19 protein-coding genes and 1 pseudogene are annotated in these 19028 nt (G+C 33.7%); 1 reads left to right on the top strand and 19 read right to left on the bottom strand.

What is annotated here, in order from left to right:
• Positions 1–11 precede the first annotated feature (11 nt).
• The 7 genes from grpE to gpr all read right to left on the bottom strand — a co-directional run bounded on the left by grpE (position 12) and on the right by gpr (position 8292).
• Positions 12–566, bottom strand: a complete 555-nt coding sequence (gene grpE / locus ACH6CY_RS07340; protein WP_374066690.1) for a nucleotide exchange factor GrpE — start codon at positions 564–566, stop codon at positions 12–14.
• Between the two features lie 179 nt (positions 567–745).
• Positions 746–1768 carry a heat-inducible transcriptional repressor HrcA gene (gene hrcA / locus ACH6CY_RS07335; RefSeq protein WP_374066689.1) on the bottom strand — a complete coding sequence of 341 codons (1023 nt, stop codon included), beginning with the start codon at positions 1766–1768 and terminating at the stop codon, positions 746–748.
• Positions 1769–1886: 118 nt separating this feature from the next.
• A complete protein-coding gene (gene hemW, locus ACH6CY_RS07330; protein ID WP_374066688.1) occupies positions 1887–3047 on the bottom strand; it encodes a radical SAM family heme chaperone HemW in 1161 nt (386 codons plus the stop codon).
• A 563-nt stretch (positions 3048–3610) separates the two neighbouring features.
• Positions 3611–5431, bottom strand: coding sequence for a translation elongation factor 4 (gene lepA, locus ACH6CY_RS07325; protein ID WP_374066687.1), 1821 nt, complete (start codon positions 5429–5431; stop codon positions 3611–3613).
• A 121-nt stretch (positions 5432–5552) separates the two neighbouring features.
• Positions 5553–5882, bottom strand: coding sequence for a hypothetical protein (locus ACH6CY_RS07320; protein WP_374066686.1), 330 nt, complete (start codon positions 5880–5882; stop codon positions 5553–5555).
• A gap of 22 nt (positions 5883–5904) precedes the next feature.
• The gene (spoIIP, locus tag ACH6CY_RS07315; protein WP_374066685.1) at positions 5905–7083 is read right to left on the bottom strand and encodes a stage II sporulation protein P; all 1179 of its coding nucleotides are present in this window, start codon (positions 7081–7083) and stop codon (positions 5905–5907) included.
• A gap of 108 nt (positions 7084–7191) precedes the next feature.
• The gene (gene gpr, locus ACH6CY_RS07310; RefSeq protein WP_374066684.1) at positions 7192–8292 is read right to left on the bottom strand and encodes a GPR endopeptidase; all 1101 of its coding nucleotides are present in this window, start codon (positions 8290–8292) and stop codon (positions 7192–7194) included.
• A gap of 162 nt (positions 8293–8454) precedes the next feature.
• On the opposite strand from gpr, the gene rpsT reads away from it, so the two are divergent.
• Complete coding sequence (gene rpsT / locus ACH6CY_RS07305; RefSeq protein ID WP_374066683.1) at positions 8455–8721, top strand: 30S ribosomal protein S20; 267 nt, start codon at positions 8455–8457, stop codon at positions 8719–8721.
• A 62-nt stretch (positions 8722–8783) separates the two neighbouring features.
• Here rpsT and holA read toward each other — a convergent pair whose 3' ends face one another.
• The 12 genes and pseudogenes from holA to ACH6CY_RS07245 form a co-directional block, all read right to left on the bottom strand.
• The gene (gene holA, locus ACH6CY_RS07300; RefSeq protein ID WP_374066682.1) at positions 8784–9812 is read right to left on the bottom strand and encodes a DNA polymerase III subunit delta; all 1029 of its coding nucleotides are present in this window, start codon (positions 9810–9812) and stop codon (positions 8784–8786) included.
• 315 nt (positions 9813–10127) lie between these two features.
• Positions 10128–12392: a DNA internalization-related competence protein ComEC/Rec2 gene (locus ACH6CY_RS07295; protein ID WP_374066681.1), complete on the bottom strand. Its 2265-nt coding sequence runs from the start codon at positions 12390–12392 to the stop codon at positions 10128–10130.
• Between the two features lie 43 nt (positions 12393–12435).
• Positions 12436–12879 (bottom strand): annotated as a pseudogene (locus ACH6CY_RS07290) (ComE operon protein 2); the annotation flags it as partial.
• Between the two features lie 63 nt (positions 12880–12942).
• The gene (locus ACH6CY_RS07285; protein WP_374066680.1) at positions 12943–13548 is read right to left on the bottom strand and encodes a helix-hairpin-helix domain-containing protein; all 606 of its coding nucleotides are present in this window, start codon (positions 13546–13548) and stop codon (positions 12943–12945) included.
• Between the two features lie 263 nt (positions 13549–13811).
• A complete protein-coding gene (locus ACH6CY_RS07280) occupies positions 13812–14561 on the bottom strand; it encodes a class I SAM-dependent DNA methyltransferase (RefSeq protein ID WP_374066679.1) in 750 nt (249 codons plus the stop codon).
• A 3-nt stretch (positions 14562–14564) separates the two neighbouring features.
• The gene (rsfS, locus tag ACH6CY_RS07275; RefSeq protein ID WP_374066678.1) at positions 14565–14921 is read right to left on the bottom strand and encodes a ribosome silencing factor; all 357 of its coding nucleotides are present in this window, start codon (positions 14919–14921) and stop codon (positions 14565–14567) included.
• Positions 14922–15494 carry a bis(5'-nucleosyl)-tetraphosphatase (symmetrical) YqeK gene (gene yqeK, locus ACH6CY_RS07270; protein WP_374066677.1) on the bottom strand — a complete coding sequence of 191 codons (573 nt, stop codon included), beginning with the start codon at positions 15492–15494 and terminating at the stop codon, positions 14922–14924.
• Positions 15472–16050 (bottom strand): nicotinate-nucleotide adenylyltransferase, encoded by a 579-nt coding sequence (locus ACH6CY_RS07265; RefSeq protein ID WP_374066676.1) that lies wholly within the window; start codon positions 16048–16050, stop codon positions 15472–15474. The genes yqeK and ACH6CY_RS07265 overlap by 23 nt, the downstream gene beginning before the upstream one ends.
• Before the next feature lie 10 nt (positions 16051–16060).
• Positions 16061–16351 (bottom strand): ribosome assembly RNA-binding protein YhbY, encoded by a 291-nt coding sequence (gene yhbY, locus ACH6CY_RS07260; protein WP_374066675.1) that lies wholly within the window; start codon positions 16349–16351, stop codon positions 16061–16063.
• A 1-nt stretch (position 16352) separates the two neighbouring features.
• Positions 16353–17186, bottom strand: coding sequence for a shikimate dehydrogenase (gene aroE, locus ACH6CY_RS07255; protein ID WP_374066674.1), 834 nt, complete (start codon positions 17184–17186; stop codon positions 16353–16355).
• A gap of 22 nt (positions 17187–17208) precedes the next feature.
• Positions 17209–18312, bottom strand: coding sequence for a ribosome biogenesis GTPase YqeH (yqeH, locus tag ACH6CY_RS07250; RefSeq protein WP_374066673.1), 1104 nt, complete (start codon positions 18310–18312; stop codon positions 17209–17211).
• Positions 18300–18815: a YqeG family HAD IIIA-type phosphatase gene (locus ACH6CY_RS07245; RefSeq protein WP_374066672.1), complete on the bottom strand. Its 516-nt coding sequence runs from the start codon at positions 18813–18815 to the stop codon at positions 18300–18302. Before ACH6CY_RS07245 ends, yqeH begins: the two co-directional genes overlap by 13 nt.
• Positions 18816–19028 lie beyond the last annotated feature (213 nt).

Below are 19028 nucleotides of genomic sequence, written 5' to 3'. Positions count from 1 at the left end.
ACAATATGTAATTACTGATTTACTTTTACCATTGCTGGTCGAATGACACGATCTTTTAGTTTATATCCTTTTTGTAGTTCTTCAACTACGATATTGGAATCATATTGATCGTCTTCAACTTGCATCACCGCTTGATGAAAGTGCGGGTCAAATTCAGCACCAACAGTTTCAATGACCTCAACGCCTTCTTTATTTAACGCATCATTTAATTGACGGTAGATCATTTCCATACCTTCTACAAATGACTTTGTACTGCTATCTTGTACTTCTGTGCTTAATGCACGCTCAAAATTATCAACTACTGGTAACAATTCAGTAATCAAAGATTGTGATCTATATTTTCGATCAGCTTCTTTTTCTTTTTGCGTTCTTTTACGGAAATTATCATATTCTGCTTGCACTCTTAGCATTTTTTCATATAATTCATCTTTTTCTTTTTGAAGTGTTTCTACTTCTTTAATAGTTGTTTCATTTTCCATAGGTGATTCATCAATTATTTCTTGTTCAACATCTGCTACTTCTTCAACAGTCTCTTGTTCTCCTACTTTTTCTTTATTGTTTTCCATGACTGTCACCTCCTCCAGTTCTTAGCAATCAAGTATTTTTGAATATATCATGAATAAAAACCGAAATAAAGTATTTCTTTTAATTAATAAATCGTATTATTTATTCATGATCAAAAAGGAGATAGTCTACCTCCAAAATTGTAAAATACTTCATCAGTGTTTCACAACTTTATTACTATCTAAAACCATGAATGAAACGTATGTGACATTCGATTAGATAATACATGCAATAAAGAAATCACTCGAGCATACTCCATACGTGTTGGTCCAAGTAAGGCAATCGTACCTAATTGTTGATTACCAAGTGAATAATTTGCAGTAATTAAACTACAATCTTGCATTTCATCCATTATGTTCTCTTGGCCAATTGAAACATGAAGACCACTCTTATAAGACCTTAACATATTTGCCATTACATCTTCTTGTTCCATCACTGAATAAAGAGAATGTATTTTGTTCACATCTTTAAATTCAGGTTGAAGTAAGATATTCGTAATACCACTAACATATAACTGGACTGGTTGCTCATCAAATAATGCAGCCTTTAAATATTGGTAAGCAACGTCAAAATCATTCATGTACTTTTGCATTAATACAGTCAGTTCATTCTGTAGTCGATCATGTAAATGGATAATTGGTACATTATTCAATCGTTCATTAAGCATGTTAACTAATTTTTCTAAGTCGCTTGGTTCTATTTCCGTCGGAATTGAAAAAGAACGATGCTCTACATGACCAGTATTTGTCACAAGTATGGCAATTGCTAAATGCGACGATAATTGGATGATTTCCAACTGTTTCAATGTTGTTTCGTAAACTTTCGGACCTAAAATAATTGACGTGTAATTCGTTAGCTCAGATAGTACCTTCGCTGATTTTTGAACTACTTGTTCGAATTCAAGCATTTCTTCTTCGAAAGTATTAGATATCACTTCCATTTCTGATTTTGAAAGATGAAAAGGTGATAATAGATGATCCACATAAAAACGATATCCCTTTTCAGACGGAACTCTACCTGATGAAGAATGCGTTTTTTCGATGAACCCCATCTCTTCAAGGTCAGCCATTTCATTGCGAATAGTCGCAGGGCTAAATGTAATTTCATCCTTTTTAGAAATTGCACGCGACCCTATCGGTTGTGCAGTTTGGATGAATTCATCAATAATTACTTGTAAAATCAATAATTGTCTTTTAGACAGCATGATGATCACCTCTGTTAGCACTCTTGTCTATCGAGTGCTAAATCTATTATATAAATTATCAAAATCGATTAAAAATGTCAATGCGAAAGCTTTGATTTATCAAAATCCGTTTTCTTTTTTATTGCATTGTAGCTTGTGTTGGGTCATTGTCTAGCAAAAAAGCTTGAAATACTTCATTCCCAAATAGTTTGCCACTCTTCGTTAAACGGATGCCGTTTTCATCTTGAATGATCCATTGTTTATTTTTAAGATGCTCTAATTCTTCTTTATATATATCGGTTAAGGCGATATTGTATTTTTCTTTAAAGGAATGAAAGCTTACACCTTCCTGTTTACGCAACCCTAAAAATAATTCTTCTTCCATTTGTTCTTTCCTACCTATCGGCTCCGTGTGAAGTACTGGTTTTCCTGTCTCATTCGCTCGTTTCACATAAGCAGGGAATGGTCTCAAATTAATTATTCTTTGACCAGGTAAGTATCCACTTGCACCTGCTCCAAAACCATAATAATAATTGTTATCCCAATAAGTTAAATTATGTTTACTTTCAAAATCTTTTTCTGCAAAGTTACTAATTTCATATTGATATTTACCCTTTCTCTCCATCTGATCGATCAACATTGTATACATTGTGGCTTCTATTTCTTCTGGCGGCTTATGCAGCTTTCCTTTGTTATATCGTTGATAAAAAACTGTTTTAGGCTCAATTTGCAATGAATAAGAGGAGTAATGCGGTAAATCAAAGGAAAGTGCCTCTTGTAAAGATTGGTTAAAACCATCTATCGTTTGATTCGGTAATCCATACATTAAATCAATGCTTATATTTGTTATGTTATGTTTTTTTAAATCATTTACGTTTTGGTATACATCTTTTATTCGATGTAACCTTCCTAAGTTCTCAAGCAACACATCATCAAACACTTGTGCTCCCATGGAAATTCGGTTAACACCATAAGCAACTAATAGCTTTATTTTCTCTTCATTTAAGTCTCCAGGATTTGCTTCAAAAGTATATTCTTGAACATTATTCACATCAAAGTGTTTATCAATGGTTTGTAACAATTTTTTTAATTGTTCCAAATTTAATGCAGTGGGCGTACCTCCACCAACAAATATTGTGCGCATTGGTTGTCTGCCTTGTTCAATATATGTTGAAATTTCTTTTTCTAATGCCGCTAAGTAGTCATCTGCCATTTTCTCTTCATAGAAGAATTTCGTGAAATCACAGTAATGACATATTTTTTCACAAAAAGGAATGTGAATATACGCGGATGATATCATACAAATCACCTTGTTTCTAGAAAATTTTGTACCATACATTTTAGCTTATAAGTTGTTTACCGTACATTATTTTGATTTATAATCAACGATTGAAACCCTTGTCCGATTAGTTGACAAGGGCTTTATTATTATCCATCATCCATTCGTTATATAACCATGAGAGTTTATTATTTCACGCCAGTATCACTATGTATTTTATCATATTTTAATATAAGGTACTACATAATGTCTTAATAACATTTTCGTAGCTACTGTTATTTAATTATCTGCTTCATTATTCAATTTAACTTTATGGAATCAGTACAAAATGATGATATGCACGTTATTCTAATTACCCCATTCCTCCTCCAACAAGGACACCTGCTTTATTTTTAGCAAAAAAACTCCCCATATGATAAACAAATCTTCACCTGCCTACCTTAAAGGGAGTATACTATTGGCTACGTTTTAGGCTCTGTAGTTAGATAAATTGTTATCCAATTTTCTACACTTGAGTAGCAATAAAGTGAGAGGGATCAAAGTTAAAAAGTATGATAAAATAAAGAAATTTTATACATCGTTAATTAATCTTCATCCATCTTTAAAACAGCCATAAAGGCTTCCTGGGGAACCTCTACTGAACCTACCATTTTCATCCGTTTTTTACCTTCTTTTTGTTTTTCTAAAAGCTTACGCTTACGTGAAATATCTCCGCCGTAACATTTAGACAGAACGTTTTTACGCATTGCTTTAATTGTAGAACGGGCTACAATTTTATTGCCAATTGCAGCTTGTACTGGCACCTCAAATTGTTGTCTTGGAATTAAATTTTTTAATTTCTCAACAATCTGCTTTCCACGTTCGTAGGAAAAATCACGATGCACAATGAAAGATAGTGCATCAATTGTATCGCCATTTAACCAAATATCCATTTTCACTAAATTAGAAGGTTGATAGCCGATAATTTCATAATCAAAGGAAGCATAACCTTTTGTTTGTGATTTTAACGAGTCGAAGAAATCATAAACAATTTCAGCTAGTGGAATTTCATAAATTACGTTCACACGATTATCATCTAAGTACTCCATATTTTGAAAAATACCGCGTTTTTTCTGACACAATTCCATTACTGCTCCGACATAATCATTCGGTACCATGACTGAAGCTTTCACATATGGTTCACTAACTTCTTGAATCGATTGATTATCTGGCATGAATGATGGGTTATCGATCGATATTTCTGAGCCATCAGTCTGGGTTACTTGATAAATAACACTAGGTGCCGTTGTAATTAAATCAATATTAAATTCTCTTTCTATTCTTTCTTGAATGATTTCCATATGAAGTAAACCTAGAAATCCACAACGAAAACCAAATCCCAATGCTTGGGAAGTTTCGGCTTCATATTGAAGGGACGAGTCATTTAATTCCAAACGTTCTAACGCTTCTCGCAAGTCATTATATTTATTTGCATCTACTGGATACAGCCCACAGAAAACCATGGGATTTAATTTTCGGTAACCTGGTAATGGCTCATTAGCTGGATTTTTGGCCAACGTAATCGTATCACCCACACGAGAATCACCAACATTTTTGATTGATGCAGTAAGATAACCAACATCCCCAACAGATAAAACATCTAACGGTTGCGGCTTAGGTGTAAAAACACCGACTTCGTTTACTTCAAATTCTTTTTCAGTGGCCATCATTTTGATTTTGTCGCCAACTTTAACCGACCCTTCTTTAATACAAACATAAGCAATAACACCGCGATAAGAATCATACAAAGAATCAAAGATTAGACCTTTTAGCGGCTCCTCTTCTCCCCCTTGTGGTGATGGTACATCTTCGACAATTCTCTCCAAAATTTCATCAATTCCTATACCATCTTTCGCACTAGCAAGAATTGACGCTTCCCCATCTATCCCGATAACATCAGTAATTTCCTGTTTCACTCGGTCAGGGTCTGCACCTGGTAAGTCAATTTTGTTAATTACCGGGATAATTTCCAAATCATTATCAAGTGCTAAATATACATTTGCTAACGTTTGTGCTTCAATACCTTGTGCAGCATCAACCACTAAAATGGCACCTTCACAAGCTGCTAAACTACGTGACACTTCATATGTGAAGTCTACATGCCCTGGTGTATCAATTAAATGAAAAATATATTCTTCATCATCATGGTGTTTATATTTTAATTGTACTGCATTTAATTTAATTGTAATACCACGTTCACGTTCTAAATCCATTGCATCTAAAAATTGTTCTTTCATCTCTCTTTGTGTCAGTGCTTTTGTTTTCTCCAAAATTCGATCTGCTAGTGTTGATTTCCCGTGGTCAATGTGAGCAATAATCGAAAAGTTTCGAACTCGTTTTTGATTTCTGTTTTTTGGCAATTTCATTCACTCCTATTTTTCGAGCACAATACTAGGATTGATTATAGCAGTGAAAACGTGATGATTCAATTATTTTTGAGATGAATAGGTGTAAAGGTTTTTCTGACGTTTTGTATCTTAAATACGTTTACACAAATATTTCTGAAATATTGTATGCTACTTGTATTGCTTGATCATAGACCCATATAACTGTTTCTTCAATCATTAACGCCGCTTTTTCTATTGCTGGTTTATTTTTTGAAATATCCTCTTGATTTGATTTGGAAGTTGATTTTTGGTTATCGTCAGACCGTTGTTCTTGATCCATCATAATTGGATCTGCTACATCTTTAGTATCGTCTACCTCAATTTTTTCTTGCTTTGGAGCTTGAACCATGAATTCCCTATTCGTTGTACCTAAAAGTATTCCAGTCAAAAATATAACAGCAATTAACAGCACATACACAAGCATTTTCATTAAGCTATCTCCTTTCCGCCATTTATTGTTGGCTTTGAACAGCTTCCGCATTCCAATAATAGTCAGCAAATACTTCAGCTAATGCATCTGCAGATCGATAGAGTTCAGTCATTGTGTTATCTACTCCACCAAATTCAATTAAAATAGCATTGTCTGATAAATTTTGATTGTACACGCCATTTCTACCAGCTCCACCTTGCTGTGTGACTCCCCTACTTAAACCTGGATATTTCTCTTCTAACTTTTCGTGTAATGCAGTTGCCAATGCTACATTTTTACTATTATTACTATAATCAGATCCAATCACAAAAAATAAACTAGCATGTTTCTCTCCGTTTATTGTTATTGTTGTATCTTCTCTTCTTCTACTATCACGATGTAAATCGAATACATAGCTTATATGTTTATTGTTGGCTAAAGCCTCTTTAACGATTGGCTGTGAAGCATCGTAGGATTGCCAATACTCCCAATCTTTTTGGTTTAATATTGACATAAAATCCGTATGGTCCACTTGTGCACCAATTCCATTTTTCTTTAGACTTGAAGCTAATCGATCACTGACTTTTGTAATGTTCACTTCTCTATGAAATGCTTGATTCGGATCTTTCACACCATCTAAGTGCGGAAGAAATGATTCACGGTTGTGCGTATTATATAAAAAAACAACTTGCTTATCTCCGGTTGAATGCTCCAAATCCGGTTTATCTTCAGGTTTTTGATCTGGCAAATCTTCTTCTAATGACGCATCTCTATTTTCTAACACGACATCTAGCGGAGGTGCAGATTCAATTGGCAAATCTGTATAATCAGTTCCTTCTCCTGCAACAATAATTTTTTGGTCATACGCATAGAAATTTGGTATTTCTCTTCCAAGTAAACTTCTTATGTCATTTATTCTTATATTTGTTGCGAATTCAAATAATAAGTCAGACCAGCTTAACTGCTCATGTTCATTCGAAGAAACATCACTTATATATTGTTTGTTTTCCATTCTTAATAAATATATAAAAACAGATTCATCTATTTGACTAGTCCAATTAGTAATAATAGAAGAGGACAGTCGATAAGCAGGCTTAATGGTTGTAACGAAGCTAATGCTCATAAATAATAAACTGAATAGTACGATCCATATTGTTCCACGACGCAAATAATTCAATAAACGGAATACAATTTTACGCCATAACTGTAGCAGGTAATCCATAAACATTCCTCTCCCACTTTTCTATCAACTTTACTAGATGGTATGATAGAATGTGAAAAAGTAGAACCTATGCTTACCTAATTTATTTCGTTTTATATTTAACTGTAACTATCTTGTGTAATAACCAGTTGATTCAACTTGAATTGTTTGATGTATCGCAGCATTTAGACCAGAAGAAATAAGATGTGCCATGTCTTTCATATAACCGTCTACTTCTTTTGGCGTTACCATCAAGTTATGCCCAATAGGTGTGAGGACTTCTGTAATTAATGCACGCTTTTCTGCTTCATCTAGCTTACCTATCATGCCAAAAACAGCCTCTCTTTTCTCAACACTTGGAAGATCATCTTCTGATAATGTTCTTTCCCCAAAACGCATGCTTGCAGGAGCTAAACGCTTTGATGGTCGATCCTTCTCCTTCCATTCCCTACCAAAATGTTTGAATACATAATCAATTGTATCACTAGTAATGGTTACAGCATCTACGACAGTTGGGACACCAATTGCAATCACTGGAATCCCCAGCGTATCTTTACTTAACTCTTTTCTTTTATTTCCAACCCCTGAACCCGGATGGATTCCAGTATTAGCTAGTTGGATCGTAGCATTGACTCGTTCAATGGATCTTGATGCTAAAGCATCGATAGCAATAACAAAATCAGGTGATTGTTTATCAATAATTCCTTTTATGACATCGCTTGTTTCAATACCTGTCACACCCATTACACCTGGGGTAATAGCAGAAACTGGCCGATATCCTTCAGCAACTGTTTCTGGGTGCAGTGAAAATAAGTGGCTTGTAACAAGTACTTTCTCCACAACCATTGGTCCTAATGCATCTGGAGTAACATTCCAGTTTCCTAGACCAACAATTAAACAAGTAGCGTTTTCTGAAATACCTTCTTTCTTTAACAAAGCTTTTAATTCTTGTGAAAAGGTATTCGCTGTTTCATTTTGTTCGTTACTATCTTGGGATTTTACACTTTCCGTATGAATGGTAATGTATTCACCGGGTTTTTTCCCTATTTTTTCAGCACCTGTTTGATCTATCGTTACATAAGAAACTGTAGTGTTACCCTGTTTCGTTTCTTTTATATTAATACCTTCTAATTGTTTCTCTTCTACTGCGGATTCCTCTACGAACATATCCTTTGCTTCAACAGCTAAATCTGTTCGAGTAGAATAAGATTTTTTGTTATCATGATTCATTATTTTTCACCATCTTTTTATTTATATCGTTGCCATTTTTTTAAAAAAAGATACGTTTCTACGACTTATAAAACAGATTTATATTGAAAATTGTCCGCAGCTTTGGTACAATGACGATTGTTCTATGGTTGTTTTTCGAATTGAGAACGTGGAGGTGAAAAAATGGCTAACATTAAATCTGCAATTAAACGTGTGCGTTTGAACAACGAATTACGTGCTCATAACGCACCTATTAAAAATGATATGCGTTCACACATTAAACAAGTTGAAAAGCTTGTTGCTAATAAAGATGTGGAAGATGCAAAAGTAGCTTTACAAAAAGCAATTAAGAAAATTGACAAAGCAGTTCAAAAAGGCATTATCCAAAAAAATAATGGTAATCGTCAAAAATCACGTCTTGCTAAAAAAGTAAATGAGCTTACGGCTTAAATTCTTTTATTATGACCAACACAAAAAGCTTGTAGAATTTATGTTCTACAAGCTTTTTTTAGTTAGGTAGATTGGATAATTTGATAAAGTAGCAATTCAAACGCTAGTCTTTTGTCCATTTGACCTTGTTTTATTTTGATATCTGTATATGTACATTGGTCTAAAATAGTTTCTATTTTTTTCTTTGAGAAATATTTCTCACGCGTCATGGCCATCTTAATGACATAGGGATGTACTTTTAATTGTTGAGCCATTTGTTGTTGACTGTAGCCTGATTTTTTTAGTGTTTTAACATGATGAATTGTTCTGAATTGCGAAGCCAATAATGCTAAAAGCGCAATTTCATCTTCGTTAATTCTTGATAAATCTTGATAGATGTCAATTGCTTTTGCTAAATGCTTCGCAATGACTGCATCAACTAACTTTAACCCTGAATTATTTGTTGATTGATGCGCTAATAACTCTTCTGCTATTTCAGGAGTAATGGTACCGCCTTTCCCCACATAAGTCGCGATCTTTTCTATTTCTTTTTCTAATAACATTAAATGTGGACCTGTTTCTTGACTTATAATTTCATAAGTATCTTTTTCGATATCTACTTCGAATTGTTTTGCTAAAAAGTTAATCCACTTGTCAATGTCCCACTCTTTTACAGGGTGACAAGCAATCATTTCTGTTTGTTTTTTAAGTGTTTTTGTAACTTTTTTTCTTTCATCTAATTTTTCATAAGGAGCAATTAATACGAGAGTAGAATAATCAACTGGATTAGAAGCATACTCTAATAAAGCGTCAATTTGATGTGACAAGCCTGTTTTGTCAGGCTTAGCTGTTAAAAATATCGGATGATATGCTAACACAATCTTTCGTTCGCCAAAAAAAGGATAGGTTTCTACATCCATGATTACTTCTTGTATTGCTGTTTCTTCTAAATCATACCGAATAAAGTTTGCACCATCATCATTGTCAGACAATCCATGTTGCTTAAGTTTACTAATTATATTTTCAATTAAATATGATTCTGTTCCATACAATAAATACATGGGTTTCAATTGTTTTTGTTCAATTAAATTTATTGCTTTAAAATAATCCATTTACTCACATCCTGATTACAATTCTATATCCATCCTAATTGTAATAAGGCAGGAATACAAGCATATTTTTCTAAATAGAGCAATGGAGGAAGTAATGAAGTTACTCCCTCCCCAATCTATATGAACGTCCAATTAACAGTCCTAGGCAGCTGTTAATTACACGATGTTTTCAAGTATAGATTGACCAAAAAAATGAGAAGTAAGCATGTCAAGTCTTGCTAACTTAGGTAAACACAAGCTAATATGACAATAAGCCGTGCATACTTTGTTACACTAGCTTGACGTAACTTACTTCTGTATTTCTTCTAGAATATATTATGGTAAAAATGTAGAAAATGTTCCGATTTCTCCATTATCTTTATATGAATATTCTATTGCACCTTGTTGATCTGTTCTTAATATACTTACACCATTACTTTCTAAACGTTTCAAAACTTCATCAGCAGGATGTCCATAACGATTATCCCTTCCTACAGAAATCAAAGCTATATTGGGCTCAAACTGACCGATAAACCGCTCGGATGTTGAATCAGCACTTCCATGATGAGCAAGTTTCAATACATCTACTGTCATATTCGAATAGTTGTTAATTAATTCTTGCTCGACCTCTTGACTAATATCTCCTGTAAATAACCAATTCAATTGACCCAGCTTTGTCAAAATAACGAGTGAATTATCATTCCGATTTTTCATGTCCTCTTTGGGATGTATTACTTTAAAATATATGTCCTTATAGTTAAATCTCATATCATGGCCTACTGCATTAAAATTTACGCCATCTATTAATAATTCAGACAGGATACTACGATCAAAATATTTGCTTGTTACAATATGTTTAACGTGCATATTTTGAAGAAGATATTGTAAGCTCCCGATATGATCATGGTCAGCGTGTGATAAAATCATTACATCGACTTGATTAATTCCTTTACTATATAAGAAGGGCGCGATCACTTGTTGATACGTTTTATCAGAGGACGTTTGAAAGTCTTTTTCAAGTGTTCCTGCTATGTCAATCATGATGACACCTTTTCGATAAGGCAGTTCAATGACAATAGCATCTCCTTGCCCAACATCTAGCATGGTCACTGTGCCATTTTCATTCGCATATGGACGTAGTTCTAACCAAACTATCCAACATAATATTAAAGCAGTACCCATCAATATCAGTCTCTTTTTATTTTTTTCTATCGCAAATAATAATCCGATCAGCACGATATAATAAATCCAAACATAAACAAGTGGAAATTCACCAATTACTAACGGAAAAAATAAATGGTCATCTATCCAAGTGATTAAATCAAGCATAGGCTGGTGAATTAATTGAAAAAAATTATCTAAATACATTGATAACGTAGGTAATATAAAACTAACAAACAGTAATAAGAACAAAAGAGGCATAACTAAAATAGAAAAATACGGTATAATAAAGATACTGAGCAAAATCGCGAATGGATTAACATAAAAAAAATGCATGAGTTGAAGAGGTAAGAGGACTAATATACTTATCAAACTGATTCTAAATAATAATTGTACTTTCGTTGTCTGTACAAACCATTTTTTTGACAGCACTAAGCTGAAGGTAACAAGAAATGAAAATTGAAAACCAAGCTGGTAAATTAATTGTTTATTAAACAAAATACATACCAAAAATACAATACTGAGAATGTCAACCATACTCATATTTTTGCGAAAGCGAAGTAGAATCATTGCTACACTTGTCATTAAAGAAGCTCTCCAAACAGACGGCGCTCCCCCACTAATAAATGGATACACAAATAAAAACATTAAAATAACATACGTACTTTTCTCTTTTGACAGTAACGATGTTTTCACCAATAAAAAATAAAGAAATCCCGAGATCAACCCAACATGTAAGCCAGATATCGCTAATAAATGTAACAGGTTCCAATGCTCAAACACTGTAACAATATTTTCATCAAGTTGTGAATCAAAGCCAAAAAATAGCGCTAATAACCAACTAGAAGTAAATGTGCTAAACTGATCGCTTATATGGTTAATGGTCGCTTCTCTCAAGCTATATATATTGTCTAGAATATTTTCACCTTCACATTGTAAGTCGCTTGTTGTTGCTAAATCTAGCTGCTTCGTAATTCCTTTTTGTAATAAATATGCTTGATAATCAAATTGACCAGGATTTGTACTCAGTGAGGGCGTTCGGGGAATTCCATTTAATTCACAAGAAGCTCCGGTTTTCCATGTTGATGGTGGTTTTGACTCATTTTCCGGAAAATAAAATAGTTGAATGTTGATGTTTTCTGATGTATTAAATACAAAGGAAAGATAACTTTTTTCTTTTATTATCGAAGAGGTAATGGTTCCTGTATAGTTTTCTTTCGCGGTGATCGATTTAGTATCCACCCCTGTTGGAAGGTAATACACAGAGGTGAATATAGTGATGCCCAATAATAACATTAGGTGTAATATACGAATACGTTGACGTTTATAAAGTATGTATACCCAGATAAAATATAATCCATATAAGAAATAACTCTGAAAAGTTATTGCAATAATAGATAGTAATGAAGCAAATACAAACAGATGCCAATATCCTCTCATGGGTGACACCTACTTTCTAACCTTCTTTTGATTTTCTCGGCAACAAATCAATCGAAATTTGTTCTAACTCCACCTTCTGAGTATACACACCGGCTTGTTCAAATAACTCCATCGCATATGGATGATTTTTATAATCAGCAGCATAGTAAACAGCCTTGATTCCAGCTTGGATAATTGATTTAGTGCACTGTAAACAAGGAAAGTGTGTAACATATATTTCTGCATTACTTGTAGCAACACCGAATTTGGCGCACTGTAATAACGCATTAATTTCTGCATGTACTGTCCTAACACAATGGTTATCGATGACATAGCAACCTTCATCAATACAATGGTCACTACCAGAAACACTACCGTTGTATCCACCTGCTATGATTCGTTTATCACGGACAATTGTCGCCCCTACCATTAGTCGTTCACAAGTACTGCGTAAAGCTAAAAGATGACTTTGTGCCATAAAATATTGGTCCCAAGAAATTCTATCCACTATCATTACTCCTCTTGTTTTTTAATTCAGTTTATGAAAAACTGTAGCTTCCGTCAATATGATTTAAGGTATTTGAATATACGGTTCTAATTTTTCTATTGTTTTTTTTCCTATACCATTTATCGATTCTAGATCATTAAAGGACTGAAAAAAACCATGCTCGTCTCTATACTGAACAATTGCCTCAGCCTTTACAGCACCAATTCCAGGAAGTGTTTCAATCTCTTCTTTTGTGGCTTGATTAATTCTTAATAATGAGGAAGATTCAGATGAGGTAGAAGAGGAGGTTTGTTTTAAATCTTCACCTTTCTGTGGAACAATAATAACCATTTCGTCAAACACTTTTTGCGCTAGATTCACCCCACCAGTATCCGCTTCTTTTGTAAAACCACCAGCAAGTAGAATCACATCTTTCACTCGTTCTGTTCCTGAAACTTGATAAATATCGGGGGTTTTCACTTCTCCTTTTACATCGACAAATAGCTTATTCGATTCAGCGTTATCTTGTTTACTTGCTTCATCTGTTTCATCAATAGCAGCATGTTTCACATCTAGTTCACTAGTTGTTCGATCTATTTTGTCAGATCCGATCCATTCCCAAGCTCCTAGAATTAGAGCAAGTACAATGATACATGATAGTAACCAATTGTGCTTAAACCAATTTTTCATGCACTACACCTACCATATTAAATTTTTTATAAATATACCCGATATTCATTAGTGTGCTGTTTTGAGAGAAAAAATGAATCAAAGGAGGGTAAAGATGTGGAAAGCTTAAGTAGTAAATCAGTTGTAGGTTGTCCGGTGTACAATGTAATCTATCCTCATAATCTGTATATTCGACACGAATAAATAAATTCCTGCAATTTATTTAAAATTATTTAATTGTTCATAGTTCGGAATCTAAAAAAATAAAACGTATGTAAAACGTTTTATTTTTCACAGATTATAAATATGCGTTGTGCGTGATCGGCTTGTTCTGCTGTAATACAAGTCGTATCAAAGTCAGCATAAATACCAATGATGTCAAACCCAACATTTTTCAGCCAAGTAAGATACGTATTGGTTGGAAAGGTACGCTGATGATGTTGTTCATCAAAACGATCATATTGCTCTTTATCTTTAACAAAGAATGTCATATCATGATACATTTCCCCAGGATATGATGCCGCTTCACAGAACCAAACATAACCCATATCCTCATACATCTCGGAATAAATATTATCTTTCAAATCATTTTCAACATAAGACATTGCGTGCGCATCAAAGATAAATATCCCGTCATTAGCTAAACTTTCGTACACATTTGAAAAAACTTGCTGTACTTTCTCTTCGCTTGTAATGTAGTTAATTACATCGCAATAACTAATAGCCACATCATACGATTTACCAACATCTAATGCAGTTAAATCTTGTTGAATCCATTGGATGGGTGTATTTTGCTCCCCCGAACGCTGCTGCGCGATACTTAGCATATCTGAAGCAAAATCTACACCTGTCATCTCATAACCTAACATTGCTAAACGTAATGTTAAGTTACCTGTACCACACCCTAGATCAATCACATTTTTAGCATCTGGTCGGAATTTTTCAAGTATTTCTTTTGTAAATAATGTCCATTGATCGTATGGGGCACTCTCCATAAAACGATCATAGACAAGAGCCATTTTATTGTATACCATTATTTATCCTTCCTTCGACAACTCTAAATCTACGTATGGTGCATCTCCCCAAAGTCGTTCTAAATTGTAATAGTTACGCTCATCCTTATGAAAAACATGGCATACCACATCACCTAAGTCTACTAAAATCCAACGTGCTTGTTCAAATCCTTCTAATCTTTTGACTTGAATGTCATTCGCTTCCGCTTGGTCTTTAATTTCTTTGGCAATCGCCTGTACTTGCCTTTCGTTTGAACCATCACAAATTAAAAAATAATCCGCTACTAACGATACTTCATTCATATCTATAGCAATAATATCATTAGCTCGTTTATCATCACAAGCTTGTGCTACTAATTTAACGATTTCTTTATAATCCATTTATTTAACACCTCTTGTTTTTCTATTAAAATAATTATATGCATGAATAGTATCTGGATAGATGAGCTGTTGTTTATTTACCAAAAAAGAAATTGTATTTTGAAGTGCTAAAAAACAGGCTCTATCTAAATTCTCCCATGCCTGTTTTCTTACTTCTTTTAATCCAGGAAAATCACGTCCAGGTTCAATATAATCAGCAATAAAAACAATTTTTTCCATCGCAGTCATATGTGCTTTCCCAGTTGTATGCCAATGAATACTATTCAAAATATCAGCATCCAAAATACCAATTTCTCGCTTCACTAATATAGCACCAACCGGCCCGTGCCATAACTCTGAATGATAATCCAACAAATCCTTCGGTAGATTAGAGTTAATAATAATATGTTGCATTTCAAAAACGTCTCTATACTTGGCATAATCATGAAGAATAGCTGACAACTCTACTTTTTGTTGATCAACCTGATAATGCTCTGCTAATGTTAAAGCAACATCTGTTACTCTAATAGTATGCTCATATCGACTCTGATTTAATTGTCCCTTAACAATTTCAAGTGCGCTCTGACGATCCATATAAATTATTCTCCTTTATCAAACGTCTTACTGAAGAAGGTATAAAATAAGTAATCGGTTTATGTTGAGCAATTCGATCACGAATCATAGTAGATGAAATATCTAATCCTGGAACATCAATAGTATGAATTGGGTAATTCGTCGTTAGCTCATATTCCGGTCTTTTTACACCGACAAATATAACCATATGTACCAATTCATCAATCCGATTCCAATTAGGTAGATACTCAACCATATCTGCACCAATAATAAAGTAAAAAGATATTTCTGGATGTTTTTGAGTTAATAATTGAATTGTATCAAATGTATATGATTTACCTGAACGTTCTATTTCAATGGTATGTAGCAGAAAATGATCATTATTAGCGATCGCTGCTTCTACCATTGCAACTCGATCTTTGACAGCTGTATTTGCCTTATTTTTATGTGGTGGTTCATTCGAGGGAATAAACCAGACTTCATCCAAATTTAGTTGATGATAAACCTCTTCCGCAATAACAAGATGCCCAATATGGGGTGGATCAAATGTACCACCTAATAACCCTACCTTTTTCATATGTTACTCCTTATGGTAATTCTATCGTTTTGTTCTCTAATGATTCTTTATATAAAATAATATTATTCCCAATAATTTGTACTAATTCCGCCCCTGTGCCCTGAACTAATCCTTCTGCAACCTCATCTTTATCCTCTAAACAATTTTGCAAAATACTTACTTTAATTAATTCTCTTTTTTCTAATGCTTCTTCAATTTGTATAATCATGTTGTCATTCACACCGACTTTACCTACTTGAAAAATCGGTCGTAAACGATTTGCTTTTGCTCGCAAAAATCTTTTTTGTTTTCCTGTTAACATATTATTCATCCTTTATTAATCGTTTTTCTAGATCATTTATTAATGAAGCTACTGTAACGTTTTTACCTGACCATTTTTCAAACGCTAACTTAGCTTGGTATATAAGCATTGTATGACCTAAATGAATCTTTGCACCTTTTACTTTTGCTTGTTGTAAAAATGTCGTGCATAACGGCTGATAAACAATGTCACTTACAACCGTTTCTTTTGTTAGGTTATCTAATGACAGTACTGCAATATCTTCATTCATGCCAACAGATGTTGTTTGTATAATTAAATCATAATTGTTAATATTTTTTTCAGCTTCTTCAAAAGTTAAACATTTAGTTTCAACTTGCTTTGTTTGGTTAAGTGATTTTAAAGCTATCGCTTTTTCAATTGTACGATTGGCTATATCAACCTGTTGAAAACCTTCTTGACACAAAGTATAAAAAATACCTCTTGCCGCTCCACCAGCACCAATGACTAAAGCATTGCTTTGTTCTGAAAATAATGCTGGATATTGATCTTTGACAGCCCGAATATATCCTAACCCATCTGTATTATAGCCTACCCATTTACCGTCCTTATGAACAACAGTATTAACCGCACCGATTTGCTTTGCATAAACATCTAATTCATCAAGATATGGAATAATCGCTTGTTTATAAGGAACCGTTACATTAAAACCCGATAAAGACGCTTCTTTTATTTCTTTAACGGTTTGTGATAGCTTATCTTCGGTTGTTTCGTAGAGCTCATACTGTCCTTCTTGATGAATTTGCTGTAAAAACCGGGTATGAATCCATGGTGACAATGAATGTTTAATTGGGTATCCGATCAATCCTAATTTCATAGTTTATCCCCTTTGTTTCACTTTAAATGATCGCATCTCGCTTAGTTGCTGCCACTGTCTTCGGTGTATGGATCGTTACTGTCGCAGGCTCTCCTGACATCGTTATCCAACCAAGACCCGGTATAACAATATCACTTTTGTCTCCATCAATTTTAAATGAACGCGTAGACCATTCTGGTAGTTCAGATAAGTTTTCTTTGCTTGGCGGAGCAAGTAACTCACCTTTGTGCGCTTCATATAAAGCATCAGCATTCTCCAGTTTTGTTCGATGAATCGATAACTGATTTGCAAAGTAACAAACAAATGGTTGTTTATTACCTTTAATAAAATCAATTCTTGCCAATCCACCAATAAATAAAGTTTGACCTTGTTGAAGTTGGTGAATAATAGGCTTTATTTCTTTCGTCGGAGTAATTACTTTTAAATCTGTTTTAGAAATATAATGAGCCATCTGCCCCCTATTAATGACACCAGGTGTATCAAACAATGCTGACTGTTCATCTAATGGTATTTCAATAAAACCAAGCGTAGTACCAGGAAAATAAGAAGTTGTTATCGCATCTTTTGTACCTGTTGACTCATTAATTAAACGGTTGATAAATGTTGATTTTCCTACATTAGTACAACCAACAACATACACATCTTTTTTATTGCGATAGTGTTCAATTGCCCCCTTAACTTCTTCCATTCCTTTTCCTTTTGCAGCAGATATTAAAAAGACATCTTGAACAACTAACCCTAAATCTGCAGCTGTTTTTTTCATCCAATGTTTTAACCGATTTAAATTAGTTGATTTAGGTAATAAATCCACCTTATTTCCAACTAATATAATTTCGTTTTTTCCAGTTAGGCGATGCAAACTTTTTATAAAACTACCACTAAAATCAAAAATATCGATAATTTTTACAATTAAACTTTTTGTTTGATTTATTTGACCAATCATATCTAAAAAGTCTTGATCTGTATAGGGAACATCCTGTATTTCATTGTAATGTTTTAACCGAAAACAACGCTGGCAAATGATTGTATCATTTGTTAATGCAGAACTAGGAGCATATCCTGGTTCTTGTTTATCATTTGTTTGTATAATGGCACCACAGCCCTGGCAATAATTCACTCTTCCCATGTAATTAATCCTTTCTTTCTCATCCAACTTAGTATTCTTCTTTCCATACGACGGTTGATTCTAGTCCACACTCCATCTGTTTGAACAATAGGAACAACAAGTATAGTGTAAAAACCAGCGCTATTCCCACCAAGGACATCAGTCATTAATTGATCACCTATTACTACAATCTCATCCTTTGACAATTTCATTTGTTTTGCTGCCCTTTTAAAAGCTTTGGACAAAGGTTTACGAGCACTATAAACAAACGGTGTTTTCAATGGCTCTGAGAATAACTTTACACGTTTCTCATTATTATTAGAAATGATCGTAATGCGGATACCGTTTTCCTCCATCTCCTTAAACCATTCGATAATTTCTGGCGTAGCATCTGCTACATCCCACGCGACCAATGTATTATCTAAATCTGTAATAATCCCCTTAATTCCTTTTTCTTTTAACATCATTGGCGTTATTTCAAAAATATCTTGCACATGTTGACTTGGTAAAAATCTTTTTAACACGAGTTTATTCACCTCAGCATTCTATAACATCAATTCCACCTATTCATCATAAACAATTTATACCTTTCTTTCAAAGCTATTCGTTAAAAATCAATAAAAAATATATTTTATGCATTTGTTTACTAAAATATATCCATAAATCGTTCGACAAATTCTTTGTTCTTTCCATCATGTGGATAACATTATCAACAAAACAACACCTATTAAATTAAT

Origin of the sequence: Paraliobacillus sp. JSM ZJ581 (genome assembly GCF_044383835.1) — a bacterium.
GTDB lineage: Bacteria > Bacillota > Bacilli > Bacillales > Amphibacillaceae > Paraliobacillus.
This window is presented reverse-complemented; position numbering and strand designations above follow the sequence as displayed.

Excerpts from the sequence above, each read along its gene's own strand:
- holA (WP_374066682.1), bottom strand. The coding sequence starts at position 9,812 with ATGGATTATTTTAAAGCAATAAATTTAATTGAACAAAAACAATTGAAA.
- gpr (WP_374066684.1), bottom strand. The coding sequence starts at position 8,292 with ATGAATCATGATAACAAAAAATCTTATTCTACTCGAACAGATTTAGCT.
- ACH6CY_RS07295 (WP_374066681.1), bottom strand. The coding sequence starts at position 12,392 with ATGAGAGGATATTGGCATCTGTTTGTATTTGCTTCATTACTATCTATT.
- yqeH (WP_374066673.1), bottom strand. The coding sequence starts at position 18,312 with ATGGGAAGAGTGAATTATTGCCAGGGCTGTGGTGCCATTATACAAACA.
- hrcA (WP_374066689.1), bottom strand. The coding sequence starts at position 1,768 with ATGCTGTCTAAAAGACAATTATTGATTTTACAAGTAATTATTGATGAA.
- ACH6CY_RS07280 (WP_374066679.1), bottom strand. The coding sequence starts at position 14,561 with ATGGTATACAATAAAATGGCTCTTGTCTATGATCGTTTTATGGAGAGT.
- lepA (WP_374066687.1), bottom strand. The coding sequence starts at position 5,431 with ATGAAATTGCCAAAAAACAGAAATCAAAAACGAGTTCGAAACTTTTCG.
- yhbY (WP_374066675.1), bottom strand. The coding sequence starts at position 16,351 with ATGTTAACAGGAAAACAAAAAAGATTTTTGCGAGCAAAAGCAAATCGT.
- ACH6CY_RS07265 (WP_374066676.1), bottom strand. The coding sequence starts at position 16,050 with ATGAAAAAGGTAGGGTTATTAGGTGGTACATTTGATCCACCCCATATT.
- spoIIP (WP_374066685.1), bottom strand. The coding sequence starts at position 7,083 with ATGGATTACCTGCTACAGTTATGGCGTAAAATTGTATTCCGTTTATTG.
- grpE (WP_374066690.1), bottom strand. The coding sequence starts at position 566 with ATGGAAAACAATAAAGAAAAAGTAGGAGAACAAGAGACTGTTGAAGAA.
- aroE (WP_374066674.1), bottom strand. The coding sequence starts at position 17,186 with ATGAAATTAGGATTGATCGGATACCCAATTAAACATTCATTGTCACCA.
- rsfS (WP_374066678.1), bottom strand. The coding sequence starts at position 14,921 with ATGGATTATAAAGAAATCGTTAAATTAGTAGCACAAGCTTGTGATGAT.
- ACH6CY_RS07285 (WP_374066680.1), bottom strand. The coding sequence starts at position 13,548 with ATGAAAAATTGGTTTAAGCACAATTGGTTACTATCATGTATCATTGTA.
- rpsT (WP_374066683.1), top strand. The coding sequence starts at position 8,455 with ATGGCTAACATTAAATCTGCAATTAAACGTGTGCGTTTGAACAACGAA.
- yqeK (WP_374066677.1), bottom strand. The coding sequence starts at position 15,494 with ATGGATCGTCAGAGCGCACTTGAAATTGTTAAGGGACAATTAAATCAG.
- ACH6CY_RS07320 (WP_374066686.1), bottom strand. The coding sequence starts at position 5,882 with ATGAAAATGCTTGTGTATGTGCTGTTAATTGCTGTTATATTTTTGACT.
- hemW (WP_374066688.1), bottom strand. The coding sequence starts at position 3,047 with ATGATATCATCCGCGTATATTCACATTCCTTTTTGTGAAAAAATATGT.